The organism is Bacillus sp. FSL H8-0545 (assembly GCF_038006105.1).
GTDB lineage: Bacteria > Bacillota > Bacilli > Bacillales > Bacillaceae_G > Bacillus_A > Bacillus_A cereus_U.
This window is the reverse complement of record NZ_JBBOUO010000001.1, coordinates 2,722,203-2,748,641: the sequence shown is the minus strand read 5'-3', so window position 1 is coordinate 2,748,641 and position 26,439 is coordinate 2,722,203. Positions and strand designations below refer to the sequence as shown.

The following is a 26,439-nucleotide window of genomic DNA, read 5'->3' as shown; positions in this document are numbered from 1 at the left end:
GCTGTAACGTGTGTTTGACTAAACGATCTTCTTTGAATTTAATTGAATAATTGACACTCCCACCCCTAAAGGGGCAAGCTGACTAACGTCAGTGGGATTCTTGCTACCAAAGGCGAAGTCCATTTCTGGTATCGCTGACGTGCAAGATTGCGGTGTGCCATCACCACTCCCACAACAGACCATATAGGTTCGTGGGCTACGGTACTGTGACCATACCGTACAGATTGTTGGTTCTCAAATGTTTTTACGTCTTTTGCATGACGACTTAATACATTTTACGGAGTAGAAGAATTTGCTACCCCAACCTCATATGTATTCTGTTTTCAGAGAACAGTCGTTTTAGAGTCTTTTGCATGACTATAAATAAAGTATACCATGTTTTGCTATGCAAAAACGATGCTTTCATCCCACGTCTAAAGACGGACTAAAGTCTTGCGTGGGCTTTCCCGCATCATAAATTCTGTAATAGTTTCTTTTTCTATACTTGAAGATGAGGAATCTAGTTTTGTATTTTGCTTTGTTAATAAAGTAATCGTGCAAAGTGATGCGATGAGAATAAATGAACTAGAGATAACGAACCGCTTTTTTGTAAGAATCATATATTTTTCTCCCTTTATAAGAATATAAGAATGTATAATAACTAGAAAAACATAACATATATTCCATTTATTATAAAATTGATAAATCTTTCTTTTCATTCTTCTTTTTGTAGTTTTATAGTGGAATGCTATTTTTCTTATTTCACCTACTGTATAATAAGAAAAAAGTACGAAAAGAGGTTATCTCATGCTAGAGGTTATTGCAACTTGTTTAGAAGATGTGAAGCGAATTGAAAAGGCTGGTGGAAATCGAATTGAACTCATTTCATCGTATACAGAAGGTGGTTTAACACCGAGTTATGCTTTTATAAAAAAAGCAGTAGAAACAGTGGAAATACCAGTTCATGTTATGATTCGTCCGCATGCAAAGTCTTTCACATATACGGAAGAAGAAATTGAAATGATGAAAGAAGATATTGTAGTTGCTCAAAATCTTGGGGCTGCTGGTGTTGTATTAGGTGTATTAAGCGAACAAAATGAAGTTGATGAAGAGAAATTAGCAGATTTATTATCTGTTGTAGATGGAATAAATGTCACGTATCACCGTGCGATAGATGATACTGAAAATCCAGTAGAAGCGATGAAAGCTTTGAAGAAATTCAATAAAGTTACTCACGTGTTAACTTCAGGCGGACAAGGAAATGTAGTAGATAATATTCCGGTGCTTACAGGGATGCAAAAGGAAAGTGAAGGGAATATACAGCTTGTTGTCGGAAGCGGAGTAACGAAAGAGAATGTAAAAAAATTGCTAGATGAAACTGGAATTACGCAGGCGCATGTAGGTACAGCGGTTAGAGAAGGTAAGTCATGTTTTTCTGAAATTGACCTAAAGTTAGTACAAGAGTTAGTTGAAATAATAAAGTAAGTATTTAAGAAAGAGGAGAGACGATGAAGACAAATACGAAGAAAGAATTGATCTCATGGATTAAAACGATAGGTATTACCCTTGCGATTGCCTTTATCGTTCGTGGGGTGCTATTTACGCCGTCATTAGTACAAGGTGAGTCGATGATGCCAACTTTAGAAAATAATGAGCGAGTTCTCGTTAATAAGATTGGTTATAGTATAAGCGGGTTAGACCGTTTTGACGTTATCGTCTTCCACGGAAAAGAAGGGTACGATTTAGTAAAACGAGTAATTGGTTTACCAGGTGATACAGTTGAGTATAAAGATGATGTTTTATATGTAAACGGAAAAGCGATGGAAGAACCGTATTTAAAAGAATTTAAAGAAAAGGCAGCAGGTCGTGTATTAACTCCTGATTTTACGTTAGAACAAATCACAGGGAAAACGAAAGTGCCAGAAGGCCAAGTGTTTGTTTTAGGAGATAATCGTGAAGTATCTAAAGACGGTCGTATGTTTGGGTTTATTTCAGAAGATGAAATTGTCGGAAAAGGACAAGCTGTTTTCTGGCCATTGAAACAAGTGAGAGCGTTATAAAGTAAAGCAAAAGTATGGGAGAAATATTCTTCCATACTTTTTTGTTTGTGAAAAATATATTGATAGAATTGAAAGAATATTTTATAATTTTAAATTATAGGTTTGTTTCGAAAAACGGAATTTAAGTTCCGAAATTCGGAACGAAAAGGAGATAGGATGAGTATAAATAAAACGGCAGTTAAGACAATGGATATTTTAGAGTTGTTTTATGAGCATGAGGAGCTAAGTTTAACAGAGATGGTTCAGCTTACGAATATGCCGAAAACATCTGTTTATCGTTTAATTGGCTCGTTAGAAGAAATGGACTTTTTACAAAAAACAGAAAAGGGAAAGTATCGTCTCGGAGTCGTTTTTTTACGATTTGGTCAACTTGTTTCACAAAGGTTATCCGTAAGAAATATTGCGATACCTTATATGAAAGAGCTTAGAGATAGTTTAGGGCAAGCAGTAAATTTAATTATTCAAGATGGTAATGATGCAATTTATGTTGAGAAGATGGAAGGAGTTCAGCCGGTACGTGTTTATACGGCGGTTGGAAGAAGGGCTCCGCTATATGCTGGTGCATGTCCTAGAATTTTACTATCGTATTTTTCAGAGGAAGAGAAAAGAAAGTACGTAGAGGAAACAGATTTAAAGCAGTTTGCGGATGGAACGATCGTGAATAAGGAGCATTTGTTAGAAGTATTACATATGGCGAAAAAAGAAGGGTACACAATTAGCTACTCTGAATTAGAAAATCATACAGCGGCTATAGCAGCACCAATTTTTGCAAGTGATGGAACGGTTGTAGCTGGCATTAGTATTTCGGGATTAGCAATTGAGTATAGCGAAAGTAACATTTCATATTTTACTGCGAAAGTGAAAGAAACAGCATACCGCATTTCGAAAGAACTCGGCTTTTGGGCATAGAAAGAGGGAGTGGGATGAAATTTTCTGCGTTAGGGGATCAAGCAATTATTGTTACATTTGGTGAAGAAATTGGGATGGATATATACGAAAAAGTACAACGATTATTTCAAGCGCTGAGGCGGCATCCGTTTGCAGGAATGGTTGAATGCGTTCCGTCGTTTACTTCATTAGCGGTGTACTACAATTTGTACGAAGTATGGAAGCAAAACGAGAGAAGTGAAAGGCCATATGATCACGTTTGCCAGTATATACAGGAGCTGTGTGATTCTTATAAAGAAGAAGTGAACCGAGATGTGAAACATATTTCTATACCGGTGTGTTACGGGGGAGAATATGGACCTGATTTAGAAGAGGTTGCATATTATCAAGGATTACAAGTAGAGGATGTTATTCGAATACATAGTGAAACAACATATTTCGTGTATATGTTAGGTTTTACACCTGGGTTCCCATATTTAGGCGGATTACCGAAAGAACTAGAAACACCTAGAAAAGAAACGCCGCGGTTACAAATTGCTCCTGGTTCAGTAGGTATTGGCGGAAATCAAACAGGTATTTATCCGCTTGAAACACCAGGAGGCTGGAATATTATCGGCCGAACACCTATTTCTCTATTTAATCCAAAAGAAGAAACACCAACATATATTCAAAGTGGTATGTATTTACGATTTATACCAATAACAAAGGAAGAGTACGTATCGCTTGAGGGGGCTAAAGAATGGATGTAGAGGTTTTGCATGCAGGAATGTTTACAACAGTCCAAGATTTAGGACGATCTCATTATCAACAATACGGTGTACCTGTTGGCGGGGCTATGGATAAAAATGCGCTCAGGATGATTAATATGTTAGTAGGTAATGAGGAGAATGAGGCTGGACTCGAAATTACAATAATGGGACCTAAATTGTTAATCAAGAAAACGACTTTGCTCGCGATTGGTGGAGCAGATATGGAACCGTTGTTAAATGGAGAACGCATTCCATTATGGCGTCCCGTATTAGCTGAAGAAGGAAGCATGCTTTGTCTCGGAAAAGCGAAAAGCGGTTGCAGGGCGTATGTGACTTTTGCGGGTGGTATAAATATTGATCGTACGATGGGAAGTAAAAGTACTTACATACGTGCTGCTCTTGGCGGTATTGAAGGGAGAATGCTGAAAAAAGGAGATTATTTTCAAATTGGTACAGGGGCAGAAGTTGGGAGTCGTTTCATTCGAAATTTACAAGAAGAAGAGCGTATAAAAACGAAGTGGGCAATTTGTAACAATACTTTACCAAAATATAAGAAGCAGCCTATTCTTCGCGTCATAACAGACTTTGAATATGATCAATTTACAGAAGAAAGTATAAAGTCGTTTTTTTCGAAAGAGTATAAAGTATCCAATTATGCTGATCGCATGGGATATAGGCTTGACGGAGATGTTTTAAATAGAGTTGAAGAGATAGAAATTTTATCGAGCCCAGTTACATTCGGAACAATTCAAGTACCGAATGGTGGACAGCCTATTATATTAATGGCGGATAGACAAACGACAGGTGGTTATCCGAGAATTGGAAATGTAGTTTCAGTAGATTTACCTCTTCTAGCGCAGCTGAAACCAGGAGACTATGTAACTTTTGAAAAAATAACTATGGAAGAAGCTGCACACTTATATATAGAACAGGAAATAAGTATGAGTCTATTAAAGAAATTCATCGCTTTACGAAGCTGAGATTAGGAGGAAAACATCGTGACTACAATTGATTTAAACTGTGATTTAGGAGAAAGTTTTGGAGCTTATAAAATGGGGAATGATGATGAAATTCTTCCGTTCGTTTCCTCTATAAATGTTGCTTGTGGTTTTCATGCGGGTGATCCGGCCGTTATGAGGCAAACGGTTGAAAAAGCTCTGCAGCATAACGTAGCAATAGGAGCGCATCCTGGATTTCCTGATTTAATTGGATTTGGAAGAAGGAATATGCATGTTTCAGCAAGTGAAGTGTACGATTATGTTTTATATCAAATTGGCGCATTAGAAGGATTTGTTAGAGCTGCCGGAGGGAAAATGCAACATGTAAAACCGCACGGTGCGTTATATAATATGGCGGCAACTGATTCGGAAATTGCGGATGCAATCGCAAAAGCAATTTATCATATTAACCCTGGATTATTACTTTACGGATTAGCGAATAGTGAGGCGTTTATAAGGGCAACAGAAAAATATAATATAACTCTCGTACAAGAAGCTTTTGCTGATCGTACGTATAAGCAGGATGGAACTTTAACGAGCCGTACAGAAGAAAATGCTCTTATAAAAAATGAAGATGAAGCAATAAAACAAGTACTTCAAATGGTGAAGGAAGGGTATGTAGAATCGGTTAATGGGGAGAAAGTAGCAGTTCAGGCGCAAACGATATGTTTACACGGGGACGGAGAGAAAGCAGTACAATTTGCGGAAAAAATATACAGAACATTCGAACTTAATGGTGTTTCTATAAGTGCACCGAAATAATAAATGAGGGGAAGTGCTGGAAATGATTAAATTAATTGGGATACTACTTGTTGCAGTTGGGTTTTTATTTAGACTAAATACACTGTTAGTAGTAATGGTTGCGGGTATTGTTACTGGTATGGTTTCTGGTTTAAGCTTTTATGATGTGATCAGCATGTTCGGTAAATTTTTCATAGAAAACAGATATATGTCTATGCCAATCATATTAACTTTACCGGTAATCGGAATTTTAGAGCGTTACGGTTTAAAAGAAAGAGCAGAAGCACTTATAACGAAATCAAAAGGAGCAACAACTGGAAGAGTATTAATGTCATATTTTACGATAAGAGAATCATCAGCAGCACTTGGACTTAATATCGGTGGTCATGCGCAAACAGTGAGACCGCTAGTTGCGCCAATGGCAGAAGGAGCTGCACAAGGTAAATATGGTAAACTACCTGAAAAATTGAGAGAAAAGATTAAAGCAAACGCAGCAGCTGCGGAAAATACAGCTTGGTTTTTCGGAGAAGATATTTTTATCGCAACTGGTGCCATTTTATTAATGAAGGGATTCTTCGATTCAGTAGGTATGCATGTCGGTGTATGGGATATGGCGCTTTGGGGTATTCCAACTGCGATATCCGCACTAATTGTGAGCTGGATTAGGTTTAGAAGGTTTGATAAGTATATAGAGAAAACAATGAAGGCAGAAGAAAAACAAGAGAAGGAGGCTATATAAGATGAACATCATAACAATGGATACAATTTATTATGTATTAGGAATAATCGTTGCATTTATCGCTGTTCGTATTGCATTTGATCGTGAACATCCAAACCGATTCGGTTCTAGCTTATTTTGGGCATTGTTTGCAGTTACATTTTTATTTGGAAATGTAATACCTTCGTTTTACGTTGGCTGTATCGTACTCGCTATGGTCGTGTTAGCTTCATTAAATAAAGTAACAAAATCCGAGGAGAAAGAAGTACCAGTGCAAGAACGTGTGAAACATGCTGAGAAATTAAAGAATAAAATTTTTATGCCTGCACTGTTAATACCTATTTTTACAATTATCGGTACACTGACATTAGGGAAAATCAAATGGGGAAATGTCTCTCTTGTTGATCCTGATAAAGTAACGTTAGTTGCATTAGCGTTAGGTGCATTACTCGCATTCGTTGCAGCGATGCGTATTACAAAAGCGAGAATAACAACGCCTGTTCAAGAAGGAAGCAGATTACTACAGGCTGTCGGCTGGGCTGTTATTTTACCACAAATGTTAGCAGCGCTTGGCGGTATTTTCGCAAAATCTGGCGTTGGCCAGGTCGTTTCTGATTTAGTCGGACAAGTGTTACCAACAGAGTATCCATTCGTTGCTGTTATGGCGTACTGTTTAGGAATGATGCTATTCACAGTTGTAATGGGAAATGCTTTCGCTGCGTTTGCGGTTATTACTGGCGGAATTGGCTTGCCTTTAATTGTTCAAATGCACGGCGGGAACCCAGCAATTATGGCAGCACTCGGTATGTTTGCTGGATATTGCGGAACGCTTATTACGCCAATGGCGGCAAACTTTAATATTGTTCCAGCGATGCTTTTAGAATTGAAAGATAAGAATGCTGTTATTAAGGCGCAAGTACCAATTGCTCTTTCCATTTTCATTATCAATATGTTTATCATGTACGGCCTTGTATATCGTTTCTAATTAGGAGAGTGAAACTATGAAAACAGTATTATTAACAGGATTTGATCCGTTTGGAGGAGAAAGCATCAACCCAGCTTGGGAAGTCGCAAAAAGTTTACATGAAAAAACAATTGGAGAATACAAGATTATAAGTAAACAAGTTCCAACGGTATTTCATAAATCGATACAAGTATTAAAAGCGTATATAGAAGAGTTGTCGCCTGACATTATTATATGTATTGGACAAGCTGGGGGCAGACCAGATGTTACGATAGAGCGAATAGCAATTAATGTTGATGATGCAAGAATTGCTGATAATGAAGGGAACAAGCCAGTAGATGTACCGGTTGTAGAAGAAGGACCTGCTGCATATTGGTCCACACTTCCGATGAAAGCAATCGTGAAAAAACTTCGCGAAGAAGGTATACCGTCATCTGTTTCACAAACGGCAGGTACATTCGTTTGTAATCATTTATTTTATGGTCTTATGCACGAACTAGAGAAACATGATAAGAAAATAAAAGGTGGATTTGTTCATATTCCGTTCTTACCAGAACAAGCTACTAACTATCCAGGTCAACCGAGTATGTCACTTTCTACTATTAGTAAAGGGATAGAATTAGCAATCGAGGTAACGACGGAAGTGGAAGTAGATATTGTAGCGTGCGGCGGTGCGACGCATTAAATAGAAGAATAAATTGGGATACAATCATATTCCATAGATGATTTCACAAAGTTTTGGAGAGATAGTTAAGGTGAGGGCAATGGGTAAAATTCTATTCTTCGGAGTAATATTATGTGTCACGCGTATAGAAGGTTAAATCTAATTTTAATATTTTGTTATTCGATAAGGATTTATTAGAAATATAAAATGAAATAAAAAAGCAACTTCAAGATGATAAAGTAGCTAAATAGCAAGTTTAAAAAATGTTTGCAAAAATAATAGAATAACTGGTAATAAAGGAAAAGAAATCCGAAAATTGGATTTCTTTTTAATTTGATGTAACTATTTACATAATATAATATTCCATGGTAAAGTTTTCAAGGGAAAATTAAGTATGAGAAACACCATGGAGGGTACATTATGAAAAAACAAATTTCAATTTTATTAGGCAGCATCATGCTGACTGGAAGCATTCTTACAGGTTGTGGAAATGAAAAAGCATCCACAGAGGATAAGGAAAAAGCAACTTCTGCTGAGCAAAAAGATGTTTCTAACAAGTCCGAAAAAGAGGAGAAAGGTACTGTAAACTTATCTAAAGTAGGACAGAAAGCCAAATCAGATGGTAATGAAGCCGAATTAATGAAAATTAAAGAAGTTAACCAAACTGTAGATATTGCACCTATTAAATATACTGTAAAAGATATGAAGATTATTAAGCTTAATAAAGTTAATAAGTCTATGACAGAATTTTTACTTCAATATACAGGCGGGAACAAGTTGCCTGAGGATCTAAATTACATACAAATTCAGTACAGTGTAGAAAACACTAGTGATCAAAATGTAGATTTCTATGGTCTTCAAAAAGTTGTTCTGAACAATGGTGAACAGCTGGATGCAATTGGAAATGATTTCATTTGGGAAAGAGAAGATAATGATAGTAAATTTTATGGTAAAGTAAAAAAAGAGGGAAGTGTAGGTCTTATTATTAAAGGGAAGCCTGAGGAGATTACATCAGCTAAGTTAATCTTTAGTAATACAGTTAACCCTGACGGATATGAGACTATTACGGAAGAACAACAAGCAGAATTCCAAATATAAAAGAGAGGCATTGGTATTATCCCCTATAGGTAGACAGTAAAAAAAGAGTCCATCTGGCATGATGGACTCAATACTGGTTTATCTGGAGGGGATTTTTTTATGGCAAAAAAAGGACAATCATTTCAAAAATATACAGAAGAACTAAAGCGAGAAGTAGTTCGTCTTCGATTAGAAGAAGGAAAATCATTACGAGAAATTCGTGAACAACTTGGTGTGAAGAGTGATGCTCAAATTGTAGAGTGGGTAAAACGAGCTCAACAAGGGGAGTCATTTGAGGATCAACGTGGTGTTTGGAATTGAAAGAATTTTAATAGTCTTGAAGAAGAAAATACTTATTTGAAGGCGCAGGTTGAGTATTTAAAAAAGCGCAATCCAAATCTACGCGGGAAGGAATGATAATGAATCATAAACGTGTTTGCCGTCTGATGAGAGAGCTGGGCGTTCAATCTATCATCAGAAAAAAACGTCCGTTTTATGGAAGAAAAACATCTGTGGTATTTAAAAACCATTTGAACCGAGAGTTTCAAGCAGAAAAACAAAATCAAAAATACGTAATGGATATTACTTATGTAAGAATTGGAGAGCAATTTACCTATTTGTCAGCTCTCTTACCAAGTTGCATTATGTTTTGTTTTCCTAGAAATATCACATTATATTGCGTTTGTGTGGAGGTTGCTATGGTTATACAAAAAAAGAGTAACCCGTTTGGCTACTCTTCACATAGAAACTTGTATTTGTTCATTTCAATAAGAGACCGTTATTGAAGTCCCTTCATGAAATTTTGGATTTTTGATGATAATGCAAACAGCAGGATGCTAACTAAAATGGAGATAGCACCAATAACACCAAAGTAAATTGCTTCTGTTGCAGGATTATACAGTTTAACAACTTGGGCATTTATTGCTTGCGCAGACGCAGTTGATAAGAACCATAAGCTCATGGTTTGCGAAGAGAAAGCAGCTGGAGCCAGCTTCGTCGTTATTGATAACCCTGAAGGAGATAAACAAACTTCTCCAATTACAATTAAAAAGAAGCTAAGGACTAACCACATAGGATTCACTAAAGAGTGAGTACCGTTGATTAAAGCCGGAATAATCATAACTAAGAATGAGAAACCTGCAAATAGCAATCCAATAGCGAATTTTTTTGCCGTTGAAGGCTGCTTCTTGCCTAACTTTATCCAAACCCATGCAAAAATCGGGGCAAGCGTTACGATAAAGATTGGACTTAATGATTGGAACCAAGCGGAATGCAATGTAATTCCATTGAACTGTAATTGAGTTCGTTGATCCGCGTATGTCGCTAAGATAATAGCACCTTGTTCTTGTATAGACCAAAATATTGTAGCTGCAATAAAGAGTGGTATATACGCAAGAAGACGAGATTGCTCTACTTTTGTTGTTTTAGGACTACGATACATATAAATGAAATAATAGGCTGGAATAACAATCCCTAAGATACTAATCAAGAATGTAAAACGATTTATAGTTAACAACCCAGTTGGAATTGTAACCACACCTAGCAATGCTAATACAACCAGACCAACACTGAAATACTTGATAGTCTTTTTTCTTTCCGAATCTGATAATGGATTAGGTACTTGTGTACCGACTAGACCAAGGTTTTTCTGTTTTGTTCCAACAAATACCCCTAACCCAATTGCCATACCAATTGCCGCAACTCCAAAACCAAGGTGGAAATTATATTGCTGACCTAATGTTCCGACAACTAAAGGTGCAAGTAAGGCACCTAAGTTAATACCCATGTAGAATATACTGAACCCTGAGTCACGACGCGCATCTGTTTCACTGTATAAACTTCCTACGATGTTCGATATGTTAGGCTTTAACAACCCTGTTCCTAGAACTAAGAAGACCATAGAGATAAATAACGCACTTTTACTACCCGGTAAAGCTAAAATAAGATGGCCAATCATAATTAAAACGCCACCAAAGAATACGGTTTTACTTGGACCAAATAAACGATCCGATATCCATCCACCGATAATACTAGACATGAACAGTAAGGAACCGTAAATTGCCATTATCGAGGTTGCGGTAGATTGATCAATTCCTAATCCACCTTTTGCGACCGAATAGTACATATAATACAGTAAAATAGCTCTCATTCCGTAATGAGAAAACCTTTCCCAAAACTCAGTGAAGAATAAAGAGAATAATCCTTTTGGATGCCCAAAAAATCCTGTTTGAGGAATACTTTGAACAAGTTCGTTTTTTTCTTTCATAATGTTAATATTACCCCTTATTAATTTTTTATATTATACAAGTATAACTTAAGAGGCTCCCAGTAGTCCATAACTATCTAAGCCCATCGATGAAGAAAAGCAGCCTTCTGGCTACTTTCTAAATGAATTGAAAAATCGTCATTTGCTCATTAGACACACCTTTCACTGAATCTACCTCTAAACAATCCAAAATTGATTGTGAGAGTGCTTTAGCTACTAAGAATGCTACGGCTATTACCAACAAGTGTATATTGTTGACTTAATGGTATATGAGGCGGAATAACGTATGTATCTGGAACACTCATTAATCTTAAGCATTCTAGAACGGTTAACCTTCTATTTTTTTGCGGATGAATAAAACTCTCTACCATCCTTTGCAATATGAGAAGTGATAGTGTAGGATGGTTGATCCCAAGATAACTTTCTTACACCATTAAATTGGTTTGGGTTTAGATAATGCAACGTAGTAAGTAAACCGAATTGTACAACACCTACTGTAAACAACTGGTATAATAAGTATAGGAATATACATAGAGGTGATTTTTGTGCAGCAATTTGAAGAAGTACGTTCAATTTTAGAAAAAGCGAAGAAAATTACAGTGTTAACAGGCGCTGGCGCAAGTACGGAAAGCGGTATACCAGATTTTCGTTCATCAAATGGATTGTATGCTGATGCGAAGGTAGAGATGTACTTATCAAGAGGATATTATAACCGAAGTCCGAAAGAGTTTTGGAAGCATTATAAAGAAATCTTTCAAATTAATACGTTTCATCAATATAAACCAAATCGTGGGCATCGCTTTTTAGCGGAACTAGAAGAACAAGGGAAAGACATAACGATTTTAACGCAAAATATTGATGGTTTACATCAAGTAGGTGGTAGTAAACATGTAATTGATTTACACGGAACACTGCAAACAGCGCATTGTCCAAAGTGTAAAACGGGATATGATTTACAATATATGATTGATCATGAAGTGCCGCGTTGTGAGAAGTGTAATTTCATACTAAATCCAGATGTTGTTTTATACGGAGATACGTTACCTCAGTATCAAAATGCGATCAAACGTTTATATGAAACAGATGTACTTCTTGTAATGGGGACGTCACTCAAAGTACAGCCTGTCGCGTCATTCCCAGAAATCGCAAAGAGGGAAGTAGGCGCAACAACAATTTTAGTAAATGAAGAATTAACGGGACAAGAATACAATTTTGATTTTATTTTTCAAAATAAGATTGGTGAATTTGCCAAAGGGTTATCTTCGATTAAATAAGTTTTTGTTTTCGTAAAGAAACTGAGGTGGATGATGTCCACCTCAGTTTCTTTGTATGAATTATATTCATGTTATTGCGTATTAAGGGGAATGGTAATAAATAGGATATAAAATACAAAAACTGAAAATTAAATCTTTTATTTCTTTTGTAATTAATATAAAATTCTATATATATCATAAAATTAAATTTGATACATAATGATGTATTTGATTGCACTGTAGTGAACGTATGTTTTATGTAGAGAAATGTTAATAGAATGAAGCGAGGGAGCAAAATGAGACAGAAAAAGGAGAAGCAGAAGCAGTCGGAAAAGAAAAAGACTCATATTCCGTTTCGGTTAAATGTACTATTTTTTATCGTGTTTCTTTTATTTTCAGCTATTATTATTCAATTAGGTAAAGTACAAATCATTGACGGAGAAACGTATCGAAATGAAGTGAATAAAAAGGAAGATGTAACGGTGAGTACTCCAGTTCCGAGAGGGAAGATGTTTGATCGGGAAGGGAAAGTTATTGTAAATAATAAACCGTTACGAACTGTTACATATACGAAGATGAAAGGAGTGGACTCAAAAGAGGTTTTAATAGTGGCAAGAAATTTAGCAAAGCTCATTGAAATGCCGCAAGAAGATATGGACAAGTTAACAGAGACAGATAAAAAAGACTTTTGGATGCAGTTAAATGAAAAACGCGCAGCAACAAAAGTAACGAAAGAAGATGAGAGTAAATTTAGGAAGCAGGAAATAGAAGGGAAAGACTTAGATAAGAAAGTAGAAGAGTTGAGACGAGAAAGAATTACACAAGAAGAATTAAACGAGCTTTCGAAAGAGGATATAGAAGTACTAGCAATTAAAAGCAAAATGAATGCGGGATATAAAATGACGCCACAAATCGTCAAAAAAGATGTAAGTCAAAATGAATATGCAGTAGTGAGTGAAAGATTATCGATCTTGCCAGGCGTAGATACGACTGTGGATTGGGAGCGAGAATATCCAAATGATAAAATACTACGTTCTGTACTTGGTAGTGTTTCTACTGAGAATGAGGGATTACCAAGGGAGCAATTAGACTATTATTTAGTACGAGATTATAACAGAAATGATCGTATTGGTAAGAGTTACATCGAAAAACAATACGAAGATATGTTACATGGAACGAAAGAACAGTCTAAAAATATTACTGATAAAGCTGGAAATATTATTCGGACTGAAAAAGTGACAAAAGGAAAAAGTGGAGATAATTTAATGTTAACAGTTGATATGGATTTGCAGAAGAAAGTGGAGGAAAGTCTTGAAAGGAATTTAAGGGCATTTCATTCTTCTGAACCGATGATGGATCGTGCATTCGTCGTTATGATGAATCCGAAAAATGGTCAAATTCTATCATTAGCAGGAAAGAAAATTGTAAATAAAGACGGCGGGATGCAAATAGAAGACTACGCTTTAGGAACGATGATAAGCTCTTATGAGTTAGGATCGACGGTAAAAGGAGCTACGTTGTTAACTGGATATCAAACAGGAGCGATTAAGCCATATACGCATTTTTTTGATGCACCAATGTTCTTTAAAGGAAGTTCGAAGCCGAAGAAATCGTGGAAAGACTTTGGAGATATTGATGATTTAAGAGCATTGCAAGTTTCATCCAATGTCTACATGTTTAATACGGCGTTAAAGATTGCGGGGATTGATTATGTACCAAACAATCCGCTAGATATTAAACAAGAAGCGTTTAATAAAATGCGCTATTATTTTAGACAATTTGGTCTAGGAGTGCCAACTGGTATTGACCTTCCAAATGAATCGATTGGTCAAATGGGTAGAACCGATAATATACCTGGTTTTTTACTTGATTATGCGATTGGGCAATATGATACATATACGCCGCTGCAACTTGCGCAATATATGTCAACGATTGCAAATGGTGGTTACCGAATGAAACCACAAATTGTACAAGAAATTAGAGAGCAACCAAATAGACCAGAGGAAGTCGGAAAAGTTATTCACTCGATGGAACCAGTCGTGTTAAACCGAGTGGATATGGATCTGTCATATATAAATCATGTGAAAGAAGGATTTAGAAGAGTTTTCCAGGAGACTGATGGGACAGGTGCTGGAACTTTTAAAGGATTACCTTATAAACCGGCTGGAAAAACAGGAACAGCAGAAACAGTGTACGGTGGAGAAAGTGATATTGGCAGAGATGAAAACAACTATCGAAAAAAATGTTATAATTTAACTCTCGCCGGGTATGCGCCATATGATGCTGATCCGGAAGTCGCTTTTTCTGTTGTTGTGCCATGGGTGAATAATGATAAATCAGGTATTAATTCTGCAATTGGTAAAGAAATTTTGGATGCATATTTTGATTTGAAAACGCAGAGATCGGGTGTAAGTCCAGTCCCAGTAACACAATAGCCGAATAAGGCACAGTAAAAAAATTCAAATTGTAGTATATCACTGCGCAAATGAACAGGTGCAGTGATATATTTTTGAGTTAAAAAGTGTTTTGATAAGGTGGGAATGGATATGAAAGAGAAGATTAAGAGAGGTTGGGGAAAGTACATACTATTTATATTTGTCCTAGTAGTAACGTACCAGTCGTTCACTTTATGTAAAGTGGAAGGAAAATCAATGCAGCCAACTTTACAGGAAGAAGACTACGTATTTGTAAATAAAGCCGCTGTACATTTTTCTAGCTTACAGCACGGAGAAATCGTCATTATTAAGGAAGAAGATGAGTCGAAATATTATGTGAAACGCGTAATAGGACTTCCTGGTGACGTAATTAACATAACGAATGGAACTGTATACGTAAATGACAAAAAGCAAGAGGAACCTTATATAAATAAAGATTTATATAACAATACACAAGTGTTTTACAACTTTCAAAAGACAAAGATTCCGCCAAATAAGTTATTTGTAATGGGAGACAACCGTGAACATAGTAAGGATAGTCGGAATGGTTTAGGTTATATTGAAGAAGATAACGTTATTGGCAAGGTGGAATTTATATATTATCCTTTTTCAAAAATGAAAATACTAGACTAGTTTAGTATTTTTATTTATTTTCCTCAAAAAACATTCAATGAATTAGAAGTAACTTTTAATCCGCAGGTGCTCCTATAAAGAGGATGATAATTAACACTTTTATAGTAAGTTAACGGTTAGGAAATAGAAAGGGGTATGATGATATGTATAAGTACACAATATCATACTCCTTTTAAATAGAAACAAAAAGCCAACAATGGGAATGTGGAATGGCGTTGATGCTACTCCATACCCATCAACTTGAAAATATTAACTACCCCAAGAGTAAAAAATGCTATCCCTTCTTTATATTCATACTAAAAGAATAGCGTTTTTTCATTATTTAAATATGATTTCATCTGAATTTAATGGAGATTTTTCCTACAAAGGTAGTAGAATTTTTATTTGAATTTGCTACCTCAGTTAGATTTATCATATTTCAATTTCGATATAATAATAGTAACTACTCAACCCGTAGTTACCAATAAAGAAAGGAATAAGCAGAATGATACGGAACATATACGAAACTCATTTACATGTAAGAGATTTAGAAAAGGCTATAGATTTCTATCAAAATAAGTTGGGGTTAGCATTAGCAAGAAAACTCTCCAAAAGAAAAGTGGCTTTCTTTTGGGTAGGGGAAAGTAAAAAGCAAATGCTTGGACTATGGGAAGTAAAAAATATTGAAGATTTTGAGATGAAACACTTTGCTTTTGGTGTAGATTTAGAATTTCTAAAGACTTCTAAATTGTGGTTAGAGAATCGTGGAATAGAAGTGGTAGGAAGCCAGGAGAAAGGAAATCAAGAGCCAATTGTCCAAAGATGGATGCCAGCTGCAAGTGTATACTTTCTGGATTGTGATGGAAATAAATTAGAGTTTATTTCTATGTTACATGATAATCCAGATGAATTAGAATATGCATCCTATTTAAGTGAATGGGATGCGGAACACCAAGAAAAATAAATGAGATTGTATCCCGGAATATTGTTGATTACAAAACGTCTATTCTGACAGAAGATGATACGAAAAAACGATATGAAAAACATCTCATTTCTCAATAGGATAAGATGCGTTAAAATACTAAGAAAAAGCCAAATTCCAATAAAGAATTTGGCTTTTTTGCAAGGAATGCTAATTCAAGTTTTACTCTACATAATTCGCTTTTATAATAAAACGATGTTGCTTCACATCAAAATACCCTTTTTGCAAGATGATTTCATGTATGCGATACAATTCCTCGTTATAGCTTTCTACTGTAAAATCAGGAATTTGCCACGGAATTGCTTGTAAGTAATAGACAACAGCACCGACATCATAAAAACGCTGAAGAGGGAACTCTTCCTTGGCCTCTAAAATAGTAAATCCATTCTCCTTTAGTTCATTACATGCCGTTTTGAGTGACCAACTTGAAAATTCGCTATTCAGCGGTGTGCCAAACTGCTCATTAAGTTCCGCACAATCAAGACCACCGACTTGTTGTGTAAGAAATGTTCCATTGGTGGAAAGAATTCTTTTCACTGCAGAAGCAGAATAGGATTCATGTTGATTCACAATTAAATCAAACTGACCATCTTGAAATGGTAAAACAGTATCATCGGTCACTTCTACGACTGTAACCCCTAAAGGTTCTAATTTCTTTCGTGCAATTGGGACATTCGGAGCATAGCCCTCAGTAGCATAAATAGTTGGCGGGAATGGTTGTAACATAGATAAAAACTCTCCGCCGCCAGTACCCATATCTAGCATAGATTTTGCACGCAGCATAAGTTGGAAAGCAGTACTGCCATATGACCATGATAAAGGCTCGCTCTTCATTCGGCCAGTTTCTGAAATGAAAGAAAAATCCCAGCCGCTAAAGTTTGTCTTTGCACGTTCTAATAAAGTTAAAAATAATGGATCACGTTTCATAATTGTATCCTCCTATTTCGTTAATGAATGATATAGTAAGAAAAGAGAAAGGGAGGACCTCTTATTAAAATGAAGCGGTTTTACGTTTCGTGTTCGAATAGATTCATATAAATTGGCTCCTTGCGAGAATGATTATTTATATATTCGGGATAATTGAGTGGAAATCCTTTGAACTTATAAGAGAAGGCAGTTGTTTAATGAAAAATTGGATGGAGTTTACAGACAAAGAGTACGACCAAATTGGGGACAGGATATATAGTGAGCTTAAGTTTTCGCCAAGTGATTCTGTATTTCCATCTTTTAAGGTGCCAAGTCCTTTTGTTACATATGATATATCTCATTACTTCGGAGAATCGGTAGATTTAAATGCATATGACGATCTGGAAGATAAAGCGGTACAAGTTTTTAAAGAAAATACAGCATTGAATGAATATATAATGGCACTTGATTGGCAACATGAATGTTATTGGGTGAATCCACACTTAGAGTTTGAAAGAAATGAATTTGATGAGTGGACTATCCCGATTTTTCCAAATGGAGATTATTATTTCTTTATTCAGAAGGATTTTAAGTGGGGCTATTTAGGTCATCCTTGGGAAAAGAGTATAACGATATTTGGAAAAGAACTAATAGAGAGCTTTGAACAAAGTAAGCCAGAAATGTTTCAAAATATATTAAGGCAGGGATAATGCTTTAAAGAGAAAAAACGCTTATACTTCATTTTTGAAGCATAAGCGTTTTTGTTTAAAATACTTAAAAACAAAAATCTTTTGGTAAAGTGCCATTTTTTATCATCGTTCTTAATCCATGTTTCATAATCCAAGGGTTAACAGGATGCTGTTTATCGAGTAATTGTTGCAACCATTGAAGAACGAGTTCGTTATTTTCTTTCGTAATATCATTAATGTGATTGGCTACAGATTTTTGAACATACTTAGAAGGGTCATTCATTAATGGCTCAAGAAGCTTTAAATTATTTCTGAAGTCACCTTTCAGAGCTCCTATTTTTTTTGCCCAAGGAAGTCTTGGTCTAGTACCTTCTGAAACTAATCTCCTAATGTGGCTGTTTTCGTCACGTAACCACTGCTGTAATATGTCTAAGGTTTCTTCATGGTATTTTTCAAGATAAGGACGAATGGCATATTCAGCAGTATTCCTTTTTGTTATTTCATACATTGCATGGAATGAGGAGTCAAAATCGTTAAGTCCATATTTTTCAACGTATTTTGCGATAGGCATGTACATGTATCCGTTTGTAAATGTGCCTACTTCTGTTGTGTTTTCTGGTCCCAATGTTTTCAGTAATATATGTATTGCTTCATTAAAATCTTTTTGTAATGCATTGTGTAATTCATCTGCTATTACTTCGACACGTTGCTTTAACTCTAAATTTTCAACTTTACATGTTACAGAATCTACAAAGTTTTTTTTAGAGAAATTAGGCTCGTGTTTACAAATAGAATCAGCCATTTTTTCTGCTAATTCTTTATTGAATAAAAATTTTAATGGAACGTATTTACCCATTTTTTCACCTCATTGGTCAGATAAAAACAATTTTTATTTTTTAATCGACAACCCATACACCAACGTCTCACTAGGAGTCGTTATACTAAAACCTGTCGTCTTATAATCAAGTTTCACCGTATCACCAGTGTAGTCTTTTGTGAATGAGTCCATTTGTACAATAAGCTGTTCATCTTCATATACAACATCATCCGTATTATATGTATCCCAAATTAAATCAACATCAACGAAAATGCTGCAAGAGTTTGTCATTGTTCCTCTAATGCGAATAATCTTTTTGTCTTCACGTTCTAGTCTATGTATAGCTGCTATTGCTTCATCAGTAATACGAATGTTCATGTAATCCCAACCTTTATTTATATTTCCTCTATTATTGCAAAAACAGTGGCAATAGGGAAGGGAGATGAATTGTAATGAAAAAACGAGCAAACAAATTTGTTTGCTCGTTTTGCTATACTTTATTCTATTTCAGTTCACATTTATCAAGTGGAATTACTTTCGTTTTCTTAATAAATTTATAACCTAACCATAGTACTAAGAAGAGTGGTAAACCGATGTAAGAAATAAGTACACCGTTCCAATCGATAGATGCTCCCGTAAATGCCCCGTAGTTTTGTCCTAAAATAACGATAACACAAAGTGTAAATGCAAAGATTGGACCGAACGGGAACCATTTCGCTTGATATGGTAAATCTTTTAAATCTTTCCCTTGTGCAATATAAGCTTTACGGAAACGGTAATGACTAATAGCAATCCCTACCCAAGCAATAAATCCTGACATCCCAGAAGCATTTAATAACCAAATGTATACAACACCGTCACCGAATAAAGAAGCGATGAAAGCGACGCTACCAACTACTGATGTTGCGATTAATGCGTTAACAGGTACACCGCGGCTATCTAATTTGCCTAAGAACTTTGGTGCTTTTCCTTGGCGAGCTAAATCCCAAAGCATACGAGTTGATGCATACATTCCAGAGTTACCAGCAGATAGAACTGCAGTTAAAATAACAGCGTTCATAACAGAAGCAGCGAAGGCAACGCCCGCTTTTTCAAATACAAGTGTAAATGGACTTACTGTAACATCACTCGCTGCAAGGCTTTCAGTCGTATAAGGAATTAATAAACCGATAACGAGAATTGCTAAAATGTAGAATAATAAAATACGCCAAAAGATAGAACGAATTGCTTTTGGAATATTGCGTTCTGGATCAGCAGTTTCACCAGCAGCTACTCCTAATAATTCAGTTCCTTGGAATGAGAAACCAGCAGCCATAAATACACCGATAATTGCCATGATACCACCGTTAAATGGTGCATCTGCAACAGTGAAGTTTTTAAAGCCGACAGATTCGCCGCCCATAATTCCAAAAATCATCATAAAACCGACAATTAAAAAGATAATAATAGTAACTACTTTAATAAGTGCGAACCAATATTCAGATTCACCAAAACCTTTAACAGATAAATAGTTTAAGAGAAAAATAATAGCTAAACAAAGTCCACTCCAAATAAGAGAAGGGGTATCTGGGAACCAAAATTTCATAATTAATGTTACGGCCGCTAGTTCAGCAGCGATCGTAATCGCCCAGTTATACCAGTAGTTCCATCCAAGTGCAAAGCCAAGTGATGGATCAACAAATTTTGTTGCATAAGTACTAAATGATCCAGTAACAGGCATGTAAGCTGCGAGTTCTGCTAAGCTTGTCATTAAGAAATAAACCATAATTCCAATTGCAGCGTATGCGACTAGTGCACCGCCAGGTCCAGCCGAATGGATAACACCACCACTGGCAAGAAATAGTCCGGTACCGATTGTACCACCGAGAGAAATCATCGTAAGGTGACGAGATTTTAATCCACGTTTTAATTCACCTTGTCCTTGTGTAGTTTGCGTTTTAGAGGTAGCTTGATTCGTTGCGCTATTCATGTTCAACACTCCTTTTCTTGTAAGATAGGAAGGAGCGGGGGAGAAAAATACAAAAAACCGCCAAAAGAATTAGGCGGAACGTTTCACAAATAACCACCCCATCATACCCTTCCGTTAAGATAGCACCCCACGTCTACACGGTAATTTTGTAAACGTGACAGTTCTGTTCCTTTCGGAGACAGCCCCAGCCAATATTTCCAGAGAAGAAATATAAACTTCGGCAACTTTTCCTTTCAAACGGAGTCGGTGACATTCTCTGTGTCTCGGCCGTTCTACTCTTAAAAGTTGCAACCTCTACCTCATCGGATTGATGAGGATTTATATATTGCTAAGATTTTTAATATATGGCAATTGTAATGACTTTCTGAATATATTGCAAGGGATTTTGTTGGGAAAAGTCAAAAAATATCGGTTATTGTACAGGAAACGCTTGCAAAACTCCACCCGAACCTACTGTTATGTAACAATTAACAAATAAAAAGTTGTTATACAAAAGTTTCGCAAAAAATAATGAAAAACCCTTTAAAATTAAAAGAAAATTCAGAAAATATAATTCGACATAACTATTAAAGGGGATTAGTTTTTTATTTTGTTTCAAAGAATAAATATATGTGTATACGAAAAAGAATGAATATTCTATATATTTATAGTAAAATTGAAGTATTGTTTAATTGAAAAGGGGACATCGTTATGAAATTAGAAACTGAAAGATTACATATTATCCCATGTACGGAAGAATGGGTTCAAATTGCGAATAATCAAGGATACAATAGTGGCCCGCATATTTTAGGGCATATAGAAAATGTGAAACAAGATGCGGCTTTATTACCGTGGGGCGCGTGGTATGTTATTCGGAAAGAGGATGATGTTGTTCTAGGTGATATAGGATTTAAAGGGAAACCGAACGAGCAACATACAGTAGAAATTGGTTACGGATTTATTGAGAAATATTGGAATAAAGGGTATGCAACAGAAGCAGTTAGTGAATTAATGAAATGGGCTTTTCAAACAGGAGAAGTGGAAACGATTATAGCGGAGACACTCCTTGATAACTATAGCTCTATTCGTGTATTAGAGAAATTACATATGAAAAGAGTAAATAGTACTGAAACAATGATAAATTGGAAGATTGAAAAATAAAGAATACCGCTCGAAGTAAATCGGGCGGTATTTTACGTAATTATGGTAGCATTTGTTTTTGATTTGCCGGGTATCCAATTGTTGAATGTTTCGAATGGTTACGGACAGAAATGAAAATAGAGATAATAACGATAAGGCTAACTGCAACATAAGAAAGTGTAATAATAGTTGGATCAACTTTAAATGATGTAAGTAATGTACGTATATTCGTAAAGATAATAAGTCCACCAACGAGTACGCCAAGTAAATGCGAAGGAACGATGCGTACTAACCATGCTGCGATTGGTGCGGCAACAATACCACCGAGCATTAGGGCAAATACCCAAACCCAGCTTATTTGTTCCCAACCAAGTGAGATGAAAAAGCCGATTGTTGCAGCGAGTGAAACAGGAAATTCGCTCGTATCTACAGATCCAATAACTTTTCTAGCATCATTTCCTTTTGCAAGAAGAACAGGTGTCGTAATAGGCCCCCAGCCACCACCGCCAGTTGAATCAACGAATCCTGCGAACAGACCGAGCGGTACAAGTTGTTTAGCAGACATACGCTTATTTGAAGAAACAATTTGTTTTTGAATGATGAATCGTAATAAAATATAAACTCCTAAAGTAAATAAAAATAAGGAAATATACGGTTTAATTACATCGCCAGGTAAATTACTTAAAAAACATGCCCCAACAAATGCACCAATTGCTCCAGGTAATGTAAGCCTGGAAACTGTATATTTATCAACGTTTCCAAATCGGATGTGAGATGCACCAGAAGCCGCAGTTGTAACGACTTCAGCTAAATGAACCGATGCAGATGCAACAGCCGGTGCGATACCAAACATTAATAATAAAGAGGAAGACGTTACCCCGTACGCCATTCCAAGTGCTCCATCAATCAATTGAGCGAAAAATCCGATAATAGCAAAGATAATTAATTTCTGCATAAATAATCCCCCTGTAATAATAAATAAAAAGGCACTTTTCCCGTATGAGAAAAGTGCCTTTGGTTTTTCCAATCAGCAATATTTAAATTTGTTTTATTATAATACATATTAATCGTATAAATCAACTAGGTTTTAAATTTTTTTGAATTGAATGAAATAAAAAGAAAATATACAATAAAAGGATGGAGAGAAAGGGGAGAAAGAAAATGTTAACATTTGATCATCTCGTTCACGCAGTTCATTGTACGCCTGAGGAGGCGACAAAACAAATGCAGGCACTAGGTTTTCATACTGCGTTAGGCGGTGAGCATACAAACTGGGGGACTTGGAATAGTTTATGTTACTTTGATTTATCATATATAGAATTTTTAGCAGTTAAGCATGAAGAAAAAGCGAAAGAAGCAGAAAATCCATTAGTACAGGAAACGGTTGTTAAATTGCAAAATGGAGAAGGGATGCTACAAATCGCAATTCGAACAGATGAAATTGAAGAACTAGCAGTTAAGCTTAACAAGCACGGCTTACATACGATAGGACCATTTGAAGGAAAACGTATGAGGAAAGATGGCCGTCTTTTAGAATGGAAAATGTTATTTGTAAAGCAAGAAGAGAACGGACCGAAATTACCTTTCTTTATACAATGGAATGAAACGGACGAAGAAAGAAGAAACGATTTACGTAACATAGGAACAATCACTGAACATAAAAACAAAGTACAACAAATTGAAACGATTCATTACGCAGTGAAAAATGTTCGAGAAACAGTGCGGAAATGGGAAGAAGTAATGGAGCTAACTGCAAGCTCAGTCATGAAAAATGAAGAATGGAATGCGGAGTGTCAAAGTGTATTGTTTGGTGGTATTAGTGTGCAGTTTTGTGAACCGATTGGGGAAGGGATAGTAAAAGAACGTTTAATGCAGTATGGGGAATATCCGTTTGCGGTGGAGTTTAAAGAGGAAGGTAAACAAGTACACGAAGTACTAGGTAGTATGTACATATATTAATAGAGGTGAGTTTTATGGAGACAATTTTAAAAGCGATAGAAAGAAAATTAGACTGGCCTCGTATTTTAAGAGCGACTGTTATTTCAAAAGGTTTTTCGTTCGATGAGAAATATAAAATTGAACTAGAGAATGGTGAAAGATATTTTATAAAGGTATGCGATTTTTCATATTTTGAACGGAAGCAGGAAGAATATGAATATATGCAGCTGCTAGAGCCGTTACATATTCCCATGCCGAAACTAATTTATTTTATAAGCCTTACCGAATTAAAGAAATGTGTACAAGTTTTTGAGTGGATTGATGGACTAGATGGTGAAGACATATTAAGAAATTTGTCTATCGAAGAGCAGTATAGGGCTGGAAAAAAGGCCGGAGAAGTGCTAAAAAAGATTCATTTAGTCGAAAAAGAGGGTACAAGTAATTCATGGGAAATGTCTATATGGAGTAAATATAAAAGATACTTAGAAGCGTTGAAAGAATATGAGGTAGACTTTCTAAATTTAAATACAGTGTTAGACTTTGTAGGAAATCATAAAGACTTATTAAAAAATCGTCCAATTGTATTTTTACATGACGATTTTCATCCAGCCAATATAATGATTGAACATAATGAATTTAGGGCTGTCATTGATTTTGCTAGATTCGATTTTGGTGATCCAATTCATGATTTTTATAAAGTAGCGTTATTTACGACTAATATAAGCGTACCATTCGCTGTAGGACAAGTTCACGGTTATTGCGGAGGTGAACCATCGCTGCATTTTTGGAAATTGTATTCGCTATACGCAGCAATGATTTTCCCATCCGATATAGTATGGACAAATCGAACGACACCGCATTTAGTAAAGGATATGAAGGAGAGATTAAACCGAATTTTAGAAGACCATAATCATTTTTTATCCTATATTCCGAAATGGTATCAATCATATCATATGGATATAATAAACAATAAATAACGGAGGGGTTCATTTGGATAAAATAGCGATAATTTCAGATATTCATGGTAATATTCCGGCTTTAGAATCAGTACTGCAAGATATTAAATTAAGAGGAATCGAACGCATTATTTGTCTTGGAGATTTAGTAGGAAAAGGTCCTCATTCTAGCGAAGTGATTGAAATCATTCGTAAAGAATGTGAAGGAGTTGTAATGGGGAACTGGGATGATTTCATTACAAAGCCAACTGAATTTGAAGCGTTAAAATGGCATCAAAAACAACTGTCAGAAGAACAAAATGAATATTTAAGGAGTTTACCATTTTCCATCGAGTTTTATATGAGCGGGAAACTCATTCGTATGTTCCACGCTTCACCGAGAAGTTTATATGAAAGAGTTCAACCACACGCTTCAAGAGAAGAGCGTGTTAGTATGTTCGAAAATAGCGATTTGACGGAAAATATAGAAGGGGAAAGAAAACCAGATGTCGTTTGCTACGGTGACGTTCACCAAGCGTATGTGCAAAATTTTAGAGGGAAAACGTTATGTAATGCTGGTAGCGTAGGAAACCCTCTTGAGATTACACAAGCATCCTATTTAATCTTTGAAGGAACTTACAATGAAAAAGAAGCAGCGAGCTTTTCCATTCAACTCGTACGTGTACCGTATGATATTGAATTAGCAATTCGATTAGCAGAAGAGCTCGATATGCCAGAAATTGAGGAATACAAGCAAGAGTTACGGACTGCTTTATATCGAGGGTTTAAAGGGAAATAAGGAATATGTATATAAATAAAAATATACCGACAAGTAGTGATATTTTTATTTATCATAATTTTTGTTATGTAAACAAAAATGAGGAGGTCATATCGTGCATCGCCAAAAACGAATGAAAGAAATTGCTGATCATATTTTAACGTTAAATTTAACTCATCCAATAAGAGTTGGAGTGAGTGGTATTACAGCCTCAGGAAAGACAACATTTGCAAATGAACTAGCGGAGGAATTGAAACAGTGCGGAGTACCAGTAACACGTGCAAGCATTGATGATTTTCATAACCCGAGAGCAATTCGCTATACACAAGGTAAAGAATCAGCAAGAGGGTATTACGAAGATGCACACGATTATACAGCTTTCAAAGAAAGATTATTAAAGCCTTTAGGACCTAGCGGGAATTTACAGTATGAAACGATTTCTCATAACTTAATAACGGATGTCTCTGTACATAATGAGCCGCTAGTGGCCTTGTCAAATATGGTGCTAATAGTAGATGGAACATTTCTATTGAAAAAAGACATTGAGCATCTATTTGATTATAAAATTTTTGTAGATACCGATTTTGAGATTGCGAGAAATCGTGGTGCAAAGCGAGAAACAGAAGTTTTTGGAAGTTATGAAGAAGCAGAGAAGATGTTTTTGAACAGGTATCATGCGGCTTGTAAGATGTATATTGAAGAGCATAACCCGAAAGAGTGTGCGAATGTTATATTTCAGAATAGTGATTTAGAAAATCCAGAAGTTATATTTCAGGAAAGAAAGTAATACAAAATCAGAAATATATGTATAGCATTATATTTGTTGTTATAATTCTTGTATAATGAGAGTAATTTTATGAAGTGAATAACAGGGGATAAGGCAATTAAAAAACGTAAAAAGG

The 26,439-nt window shown here is 35.8% G+C and carries 27 protein-coding genes, 3 pseudogenes and 1 riboswitch; of the genes and pseudogenes, 22 read left to right on the top strand and 8 right to left on the bottom strand.

The window, feature by feature from the left end; translation table 11 throughout:
• Positions 1-461: 461 nt before the first annotated feature.
• Positions 462-698 (bottom strand): annotated as a pseudogene (locus tag MHI07_RS14370) (hypothetical protein); the annotation flags it as partial.
• An 88-nt stretch (positions 699-786) separates the two neighbouring features.
• Here MHI07_RS14370 and MHI07_RS14365 point away from each other — a divergent pair.
• The 11 genes and pseudogenes from MHI07_RS14365 to MHI07_RS14315 form a co-directional block, all read left to right on the top strand.
• Positions 787-1,464, top strand: a complete 678-nt coding sequence (locus tag MHI07_RS14365) for a copper homeostasis protein CutC (protein ID WP_340824597.1) — start codon at positions 787-789, stop codon at positions 1,462-1,464.
• Positions 1,465-1,487: 23 nt separating this feature from the next.
• Positions 1,488-2,039 carry a signal peptidase I gene (lepB, locus tag MHI07_RS14360; RefSeq protein WP_002110627.1) on the top strand — a complete coding sequence of 184 codons (552 nt, stop codon included), beginning with the start codon at positions 1,488-1,490 and terminating at the stop codon, positions 2,037-2,039.
• A 156-nt stretch (positions 2,040-2,195) separates the two neighbouring features.
• Positions 2,196-2,948 (top strand): IclR family transcriptional regulator, encoded by a 753-nt coding sequence (locus MHI07_RS14355; protein WP_002161261.1) that lies wholly within the window; start codon positions 2,196-2,198, stop codon positions 2,946-2,948.
• 14 nt (positions 2,949-2,962) lie between these two features.
• Positions 2,963-3,676, top strand: a complete 714-nt coding sequence (gene pxpB / locus MHI07_RS14350) for a 5-oxoprolinase subunit PxpB (protein ID WP_002127997.1) — start codon at positions 2,963-2,965, stop codon at positions 3,674-3,676.
• Positions 3,667-4,656: a 5-oxoprolinase subunit C family protein gene (locus tag MHI07_RS14345; protein WP_002161262.1), complete on the top strand. Its 990-nt coding sequence runs from the start codon at positions 3,667-3,669 to the stop codon at positions 4,654-4,656. Before pxpB ends, MHI07_RS14345 begins: the two co-directional genes overlap by 10 nt.
• A gap of 18 nt (positions 4,657-4,674) precedes the next feature.
• Positions 4,675-5,436 (top strand): 5-oxoprolinase subunit PxpA, encoded by a 762-nt coding sequence (gene pxpA, locus MHI07_RS14340; protein ID WP_002161263.1) that lies wholly within the window; start codon positions 4,675-4,677, stop codon positions 5,434-5,436.
• A gap of 22 nt (positions 5,437-5,458) precedes the next feature.
• Positions 5,459-6,154, top strand: a complete 696-nt coding sequence (locus MHI07_RS14335; RefSeq protein WP_000593391.1) for a DUF969 domain-containing protein — start codon at positions 5,459-5,461, stop codon at positions 6,152-6,154.
• A gap of 1 nt (position 6,155) precedes the next feature.
• On the top strand, positions 6,156-7,118 hold the full coding sequence (locus MHI07_RS14330) for a DUF979 domain-containing protein (protein WP_340824586.1): 963 nt from the start codon (positions 6,156-6,158) through the stop codon (positions 7,116-7,118).
• A 16-nt stretch (positions 7,119-7,134) separates the two neighbouring features.
• Positions 7,135-7,782 carry a pyroglutamyl-peptidase I gene (gene pcp / locus MHI07_RS14325; protein ID WP_070146698.1) on the top strand — a complete coding sequence of 216 codons (648 nt, stop codon included), beginning with the start codon at positions 7,135-7,137 and terminating at the stop codon, positions 7,780-7,782.
• A 399-nt stretch (positions 7,783-8,181) separates the two neighbouring features.
• Positions 8,182-8,859 carry a hypothetical protein gene (locus MHI07_RS14320; RefSeq protein ID WP_002161265.1) on the top strand — a complete coding sequence of 226 codons (678 nt, stop codon included), beginning with the start codon at positions 8,182-8,184 and terminating at the stop codon, positions 8,857-8,859.
• 99 nt (positions 8,860-8,958) lie between these two features.
• Positions 8,959-9,470 (top strand): annotated as a pseudogene (locus tag MHI07_RS14315) (transposase); the annotation flags it as partial.
• A 146-nt stretch (positions 9,471-9,616) separates the two neighbouring features.
• On the opposite strand, the gene MHI07_RS14310 reads toward MHI07_RS14315, so the two are convergent.
• Together MHI07_RS14310 and MHI07_RS14305 are read right to left on the bottom strand one after the other, a co-directional pair.
• Positions 9,617-11,104, bottom strand: coding sequence for a peptide MFS transporter (locus MHI07_RS14310; RefSeq protein WP_002161268.1), 1,488 nt, complete (start codon positions 11,102-11,104; stop codon positions 9,617-9,619).
• Between the two features lie 209 nt (positions 11,105-11,313).
• Positions 11,314-11,409, bottom strand: coding sequence for a hypothetical protein (locus MHI07_RS14305; RefSeq protein ID WP_340824583.1), 96 nt, complete (start codon positions 11,407-11,409; stop codon positions 11,314-11,316).
• A 240-nt stretch (positions 11,410-11,649) separates the two neighbouring features.
• Here MHI07_RS14305 and MHI07_RS14300 point away from each other — a divergent pair, with 240 nt between their 5' ends.
• The 5 genes and pseudogenes from MHI07_RS14300 (at position 11,650) to MHI07_RS14280 (ending at position 16,368) form a co-directional block, all read left to right on the top strand.
• A complete protein-coding gene (locus MHI07_RS14300; RefSeq protein WP_002161269.1) occupies positions 11,650-12,378 on the top strand; it encodes an NAD-dependent protein deacylase in 729 nt (242 codons plus the stop codon).
• Positions 12,379-12,635: 257 nt separating this feature from the next.
• Complete coding sequence (locus MHI07_RS14295; protein WP_340824579.1) at positions 12,636-14,792, top strand: peptidoglycan D,D-transpeptidase FtsI family protein; 2,157 nt, start codon at positions 12,636-12,638, stop codon at positions 14,790-14,792.
• 111 nt (positions 14,793-14,903) lie between these two features.
• Complete coding sequence (gene lepB, locus MHI07_RS14290) at positions 14,904-15,425, top strand: signal peptidase I (RefSeq protein ID WP_002110612.1); 522 nt, start codon at positions 14,904-14,906, stop codon at positions 15,423-15,425.
• A gap of 143 nt (positions 15,426-15,568) precedes the next feature.
• Positions 15,569-15,657: pseudogene (locus MHI07_RS14285) on the top strand (NUDIX hydrolase); the annotation flags it as partial.
• Between the two features lie 252 nt (positions 15,658-15,909).
• Positions 15,910-16,368, top strand: coding sequence for a VOC family protein (locus MHI07_RS14280; RefSeq protein ID WP_340824576.1), 459 nt, complete (start codon positions 15,910-15,912; stop codon positions 16,366-16,368).
• Positions 16,369-16,548: 180 nt separating this feature from the next.
• Here the strand turns inward: MHI07_RS14280 and MHI07_RS14275 are convergent, their stop codons facing one another.
• Entirely contained in the window at positions 16,549-17,313 is a 765-nt protein-coding gene (locus MHI07_RS14275) for a class I SAM-dependent methyltransferase (protein ID WP_340824574.1), read from the bottom strand.
• Positions 17,314-17,510: 197 nt separating this feature from the next.
• Here MHI07_RS14275 and MHI07_RS14270 point away from each other — a divergent pair, with 197 nt between their 5' ends.
• On the top strand, positions 17,511-18,002 hold the full coding sequence (locus MHI07_RS14270; protein ID WP_340824572.1) for a DUF2716 domain-containing protein: 492 nt from the start codon (positions 17,511-17,513) through the stop codon (positions 18,000-18,002).
• Between the two features lie 64 nt (positions 18,003-18,066).
• On the opposite strand, the gene MHI07_RS14265 is transcribed toward MHI07_RS14270, so the two are convergent.
• The 3 genes from MHI07_RS14265 to MHI07_RS14255 all read right to left on the bottom strand — a co-directional run bounded on the left by MHI07_RS14265 (position 18,067) and on the right by MHI07_RS14255 (position 20,767).
• A complete protein-coding gene (locus tag MHI07_RS14265; protein WP_340824570.1) occupies positions 18,067-18,837 on the bottom strand; it encodes a DNA alkylation repair protein in 771 nt (256 codons plus the stop codon).
• Between the two features lie 33 nt (positions 18,838-18,870).
• Positions 18,871-19,176, bottom strand: a complete 306-nt coding sequence (locus tag MHI07_RS14260) for an iron-sulfur cluster biosynthesis family protein (protein WP_002161275.1) — start codon at positions 19,174-19,176, stop codon at positions 18,871-18,873.
• 124 nt (positions 19,177-19,300) lie between these two features.
• Positions 19,301-20,767, bottom strand: a complete 1,467-nt coding sequence (locus MHI07_RS14255; protein ID WP_340824567.1) for an amino acid permease — start codon at positions 20,765-20,767, stop codon at positions 19,301-19,303.
• A gap of 112 nt (positions 20,768-20,879) precedes the next feature.
• Positions 20,880-21,072, bottom strand: a riboswitch (Lysine riboswitch).
• A 385-nt stretch (positions 21,073-21,457) separates the two neighbouring features.
• Between MHI07_RS14255 and MHI07_RS14250 the strand changes: the two genes are divergently transcribed.
• Entirely contained in the window at positions 21,458-21,907 is a 450-nt protein-coding gene (locus MHI07_RS14250) for a GNAT family N-acetyltransferase (protein WP_340824566.1), read from the top strand.
• A 40-nt stretch (positions 21,908-21,947) separates the two neighbouring features.
• On the opposite strand, the gene MHI07_RS14245 is transcribed toward MHI07_RS14250, so the two are convergent.
• Complete coding sequence (locus tag MHI07_RS14245) at positions 21,948-22,841, bottom strand: sulfite exporter TauE/SafE family protein (protein ID WP_199709710.1); 894 nt, start codon at positions 22,839-22,841, stop codon at positions 21,948-21,950.
• Between the two features lie 206 nt (positions 22,842-23,047).
• On the opposite strand from MHI07_RS14245, the gene MHI07_RS14240 reads away from it, so the two are divergent.
• The 4 genes from MHI07_RS14240 to MHI07_RS14225 all read left to right on the top strand — a co-directional run bounded on the left by MHI07_RS14240 (position 23,048) and on the right by MHI07_RS14225 (position 26,324).
• Positions 23,048-23,845, top strand: coding sequence for a VOC family protein (locus MHI07_RS14240; RefSeq protein ID WP_199709711.1), 798 nt, complete (start codon positions 23,048-23,050; stop codon positions 23,843-23,845).
• Positions 23,846-23,859: 14 nt separating this feature from the next.
• Entirely contained in the window at positions 23,860-24,801 is a 942-nt protein-coding gene (locus MHI07_RS14235) for an aminoglycoside phosphotransferase family protein (RefSeq protein ID WP_340824563.1), read from the top strand.
• Between the two features lie 13 nt (positions 24,802-24,814).
• Entirely contained in the window at positions 24,815-25,558 is a 744-nt protein-coding gene (locus MHI07_RS14230; protein ID WP_002161280.1) for a metallophosphoesterase family protein, read from the top strand.
• A 94-nt stretch (positions 25,559-25,652) separates the two neighbouring features.
• The gene (locus MHI07_RS14225) at positions 25,653-26,324 is read left to right on the top strand and encodes a hypothetical protein (protein ID WP_340824559.1); all 672 of its coding nucleotides are present in this window, start codon (positions 25,653-25,655) and stop codon (positions 26,322-26,324) included.
• The last annotated feature ends 115 nt before the right edge of the window (positions 26,325-26,439 follow it).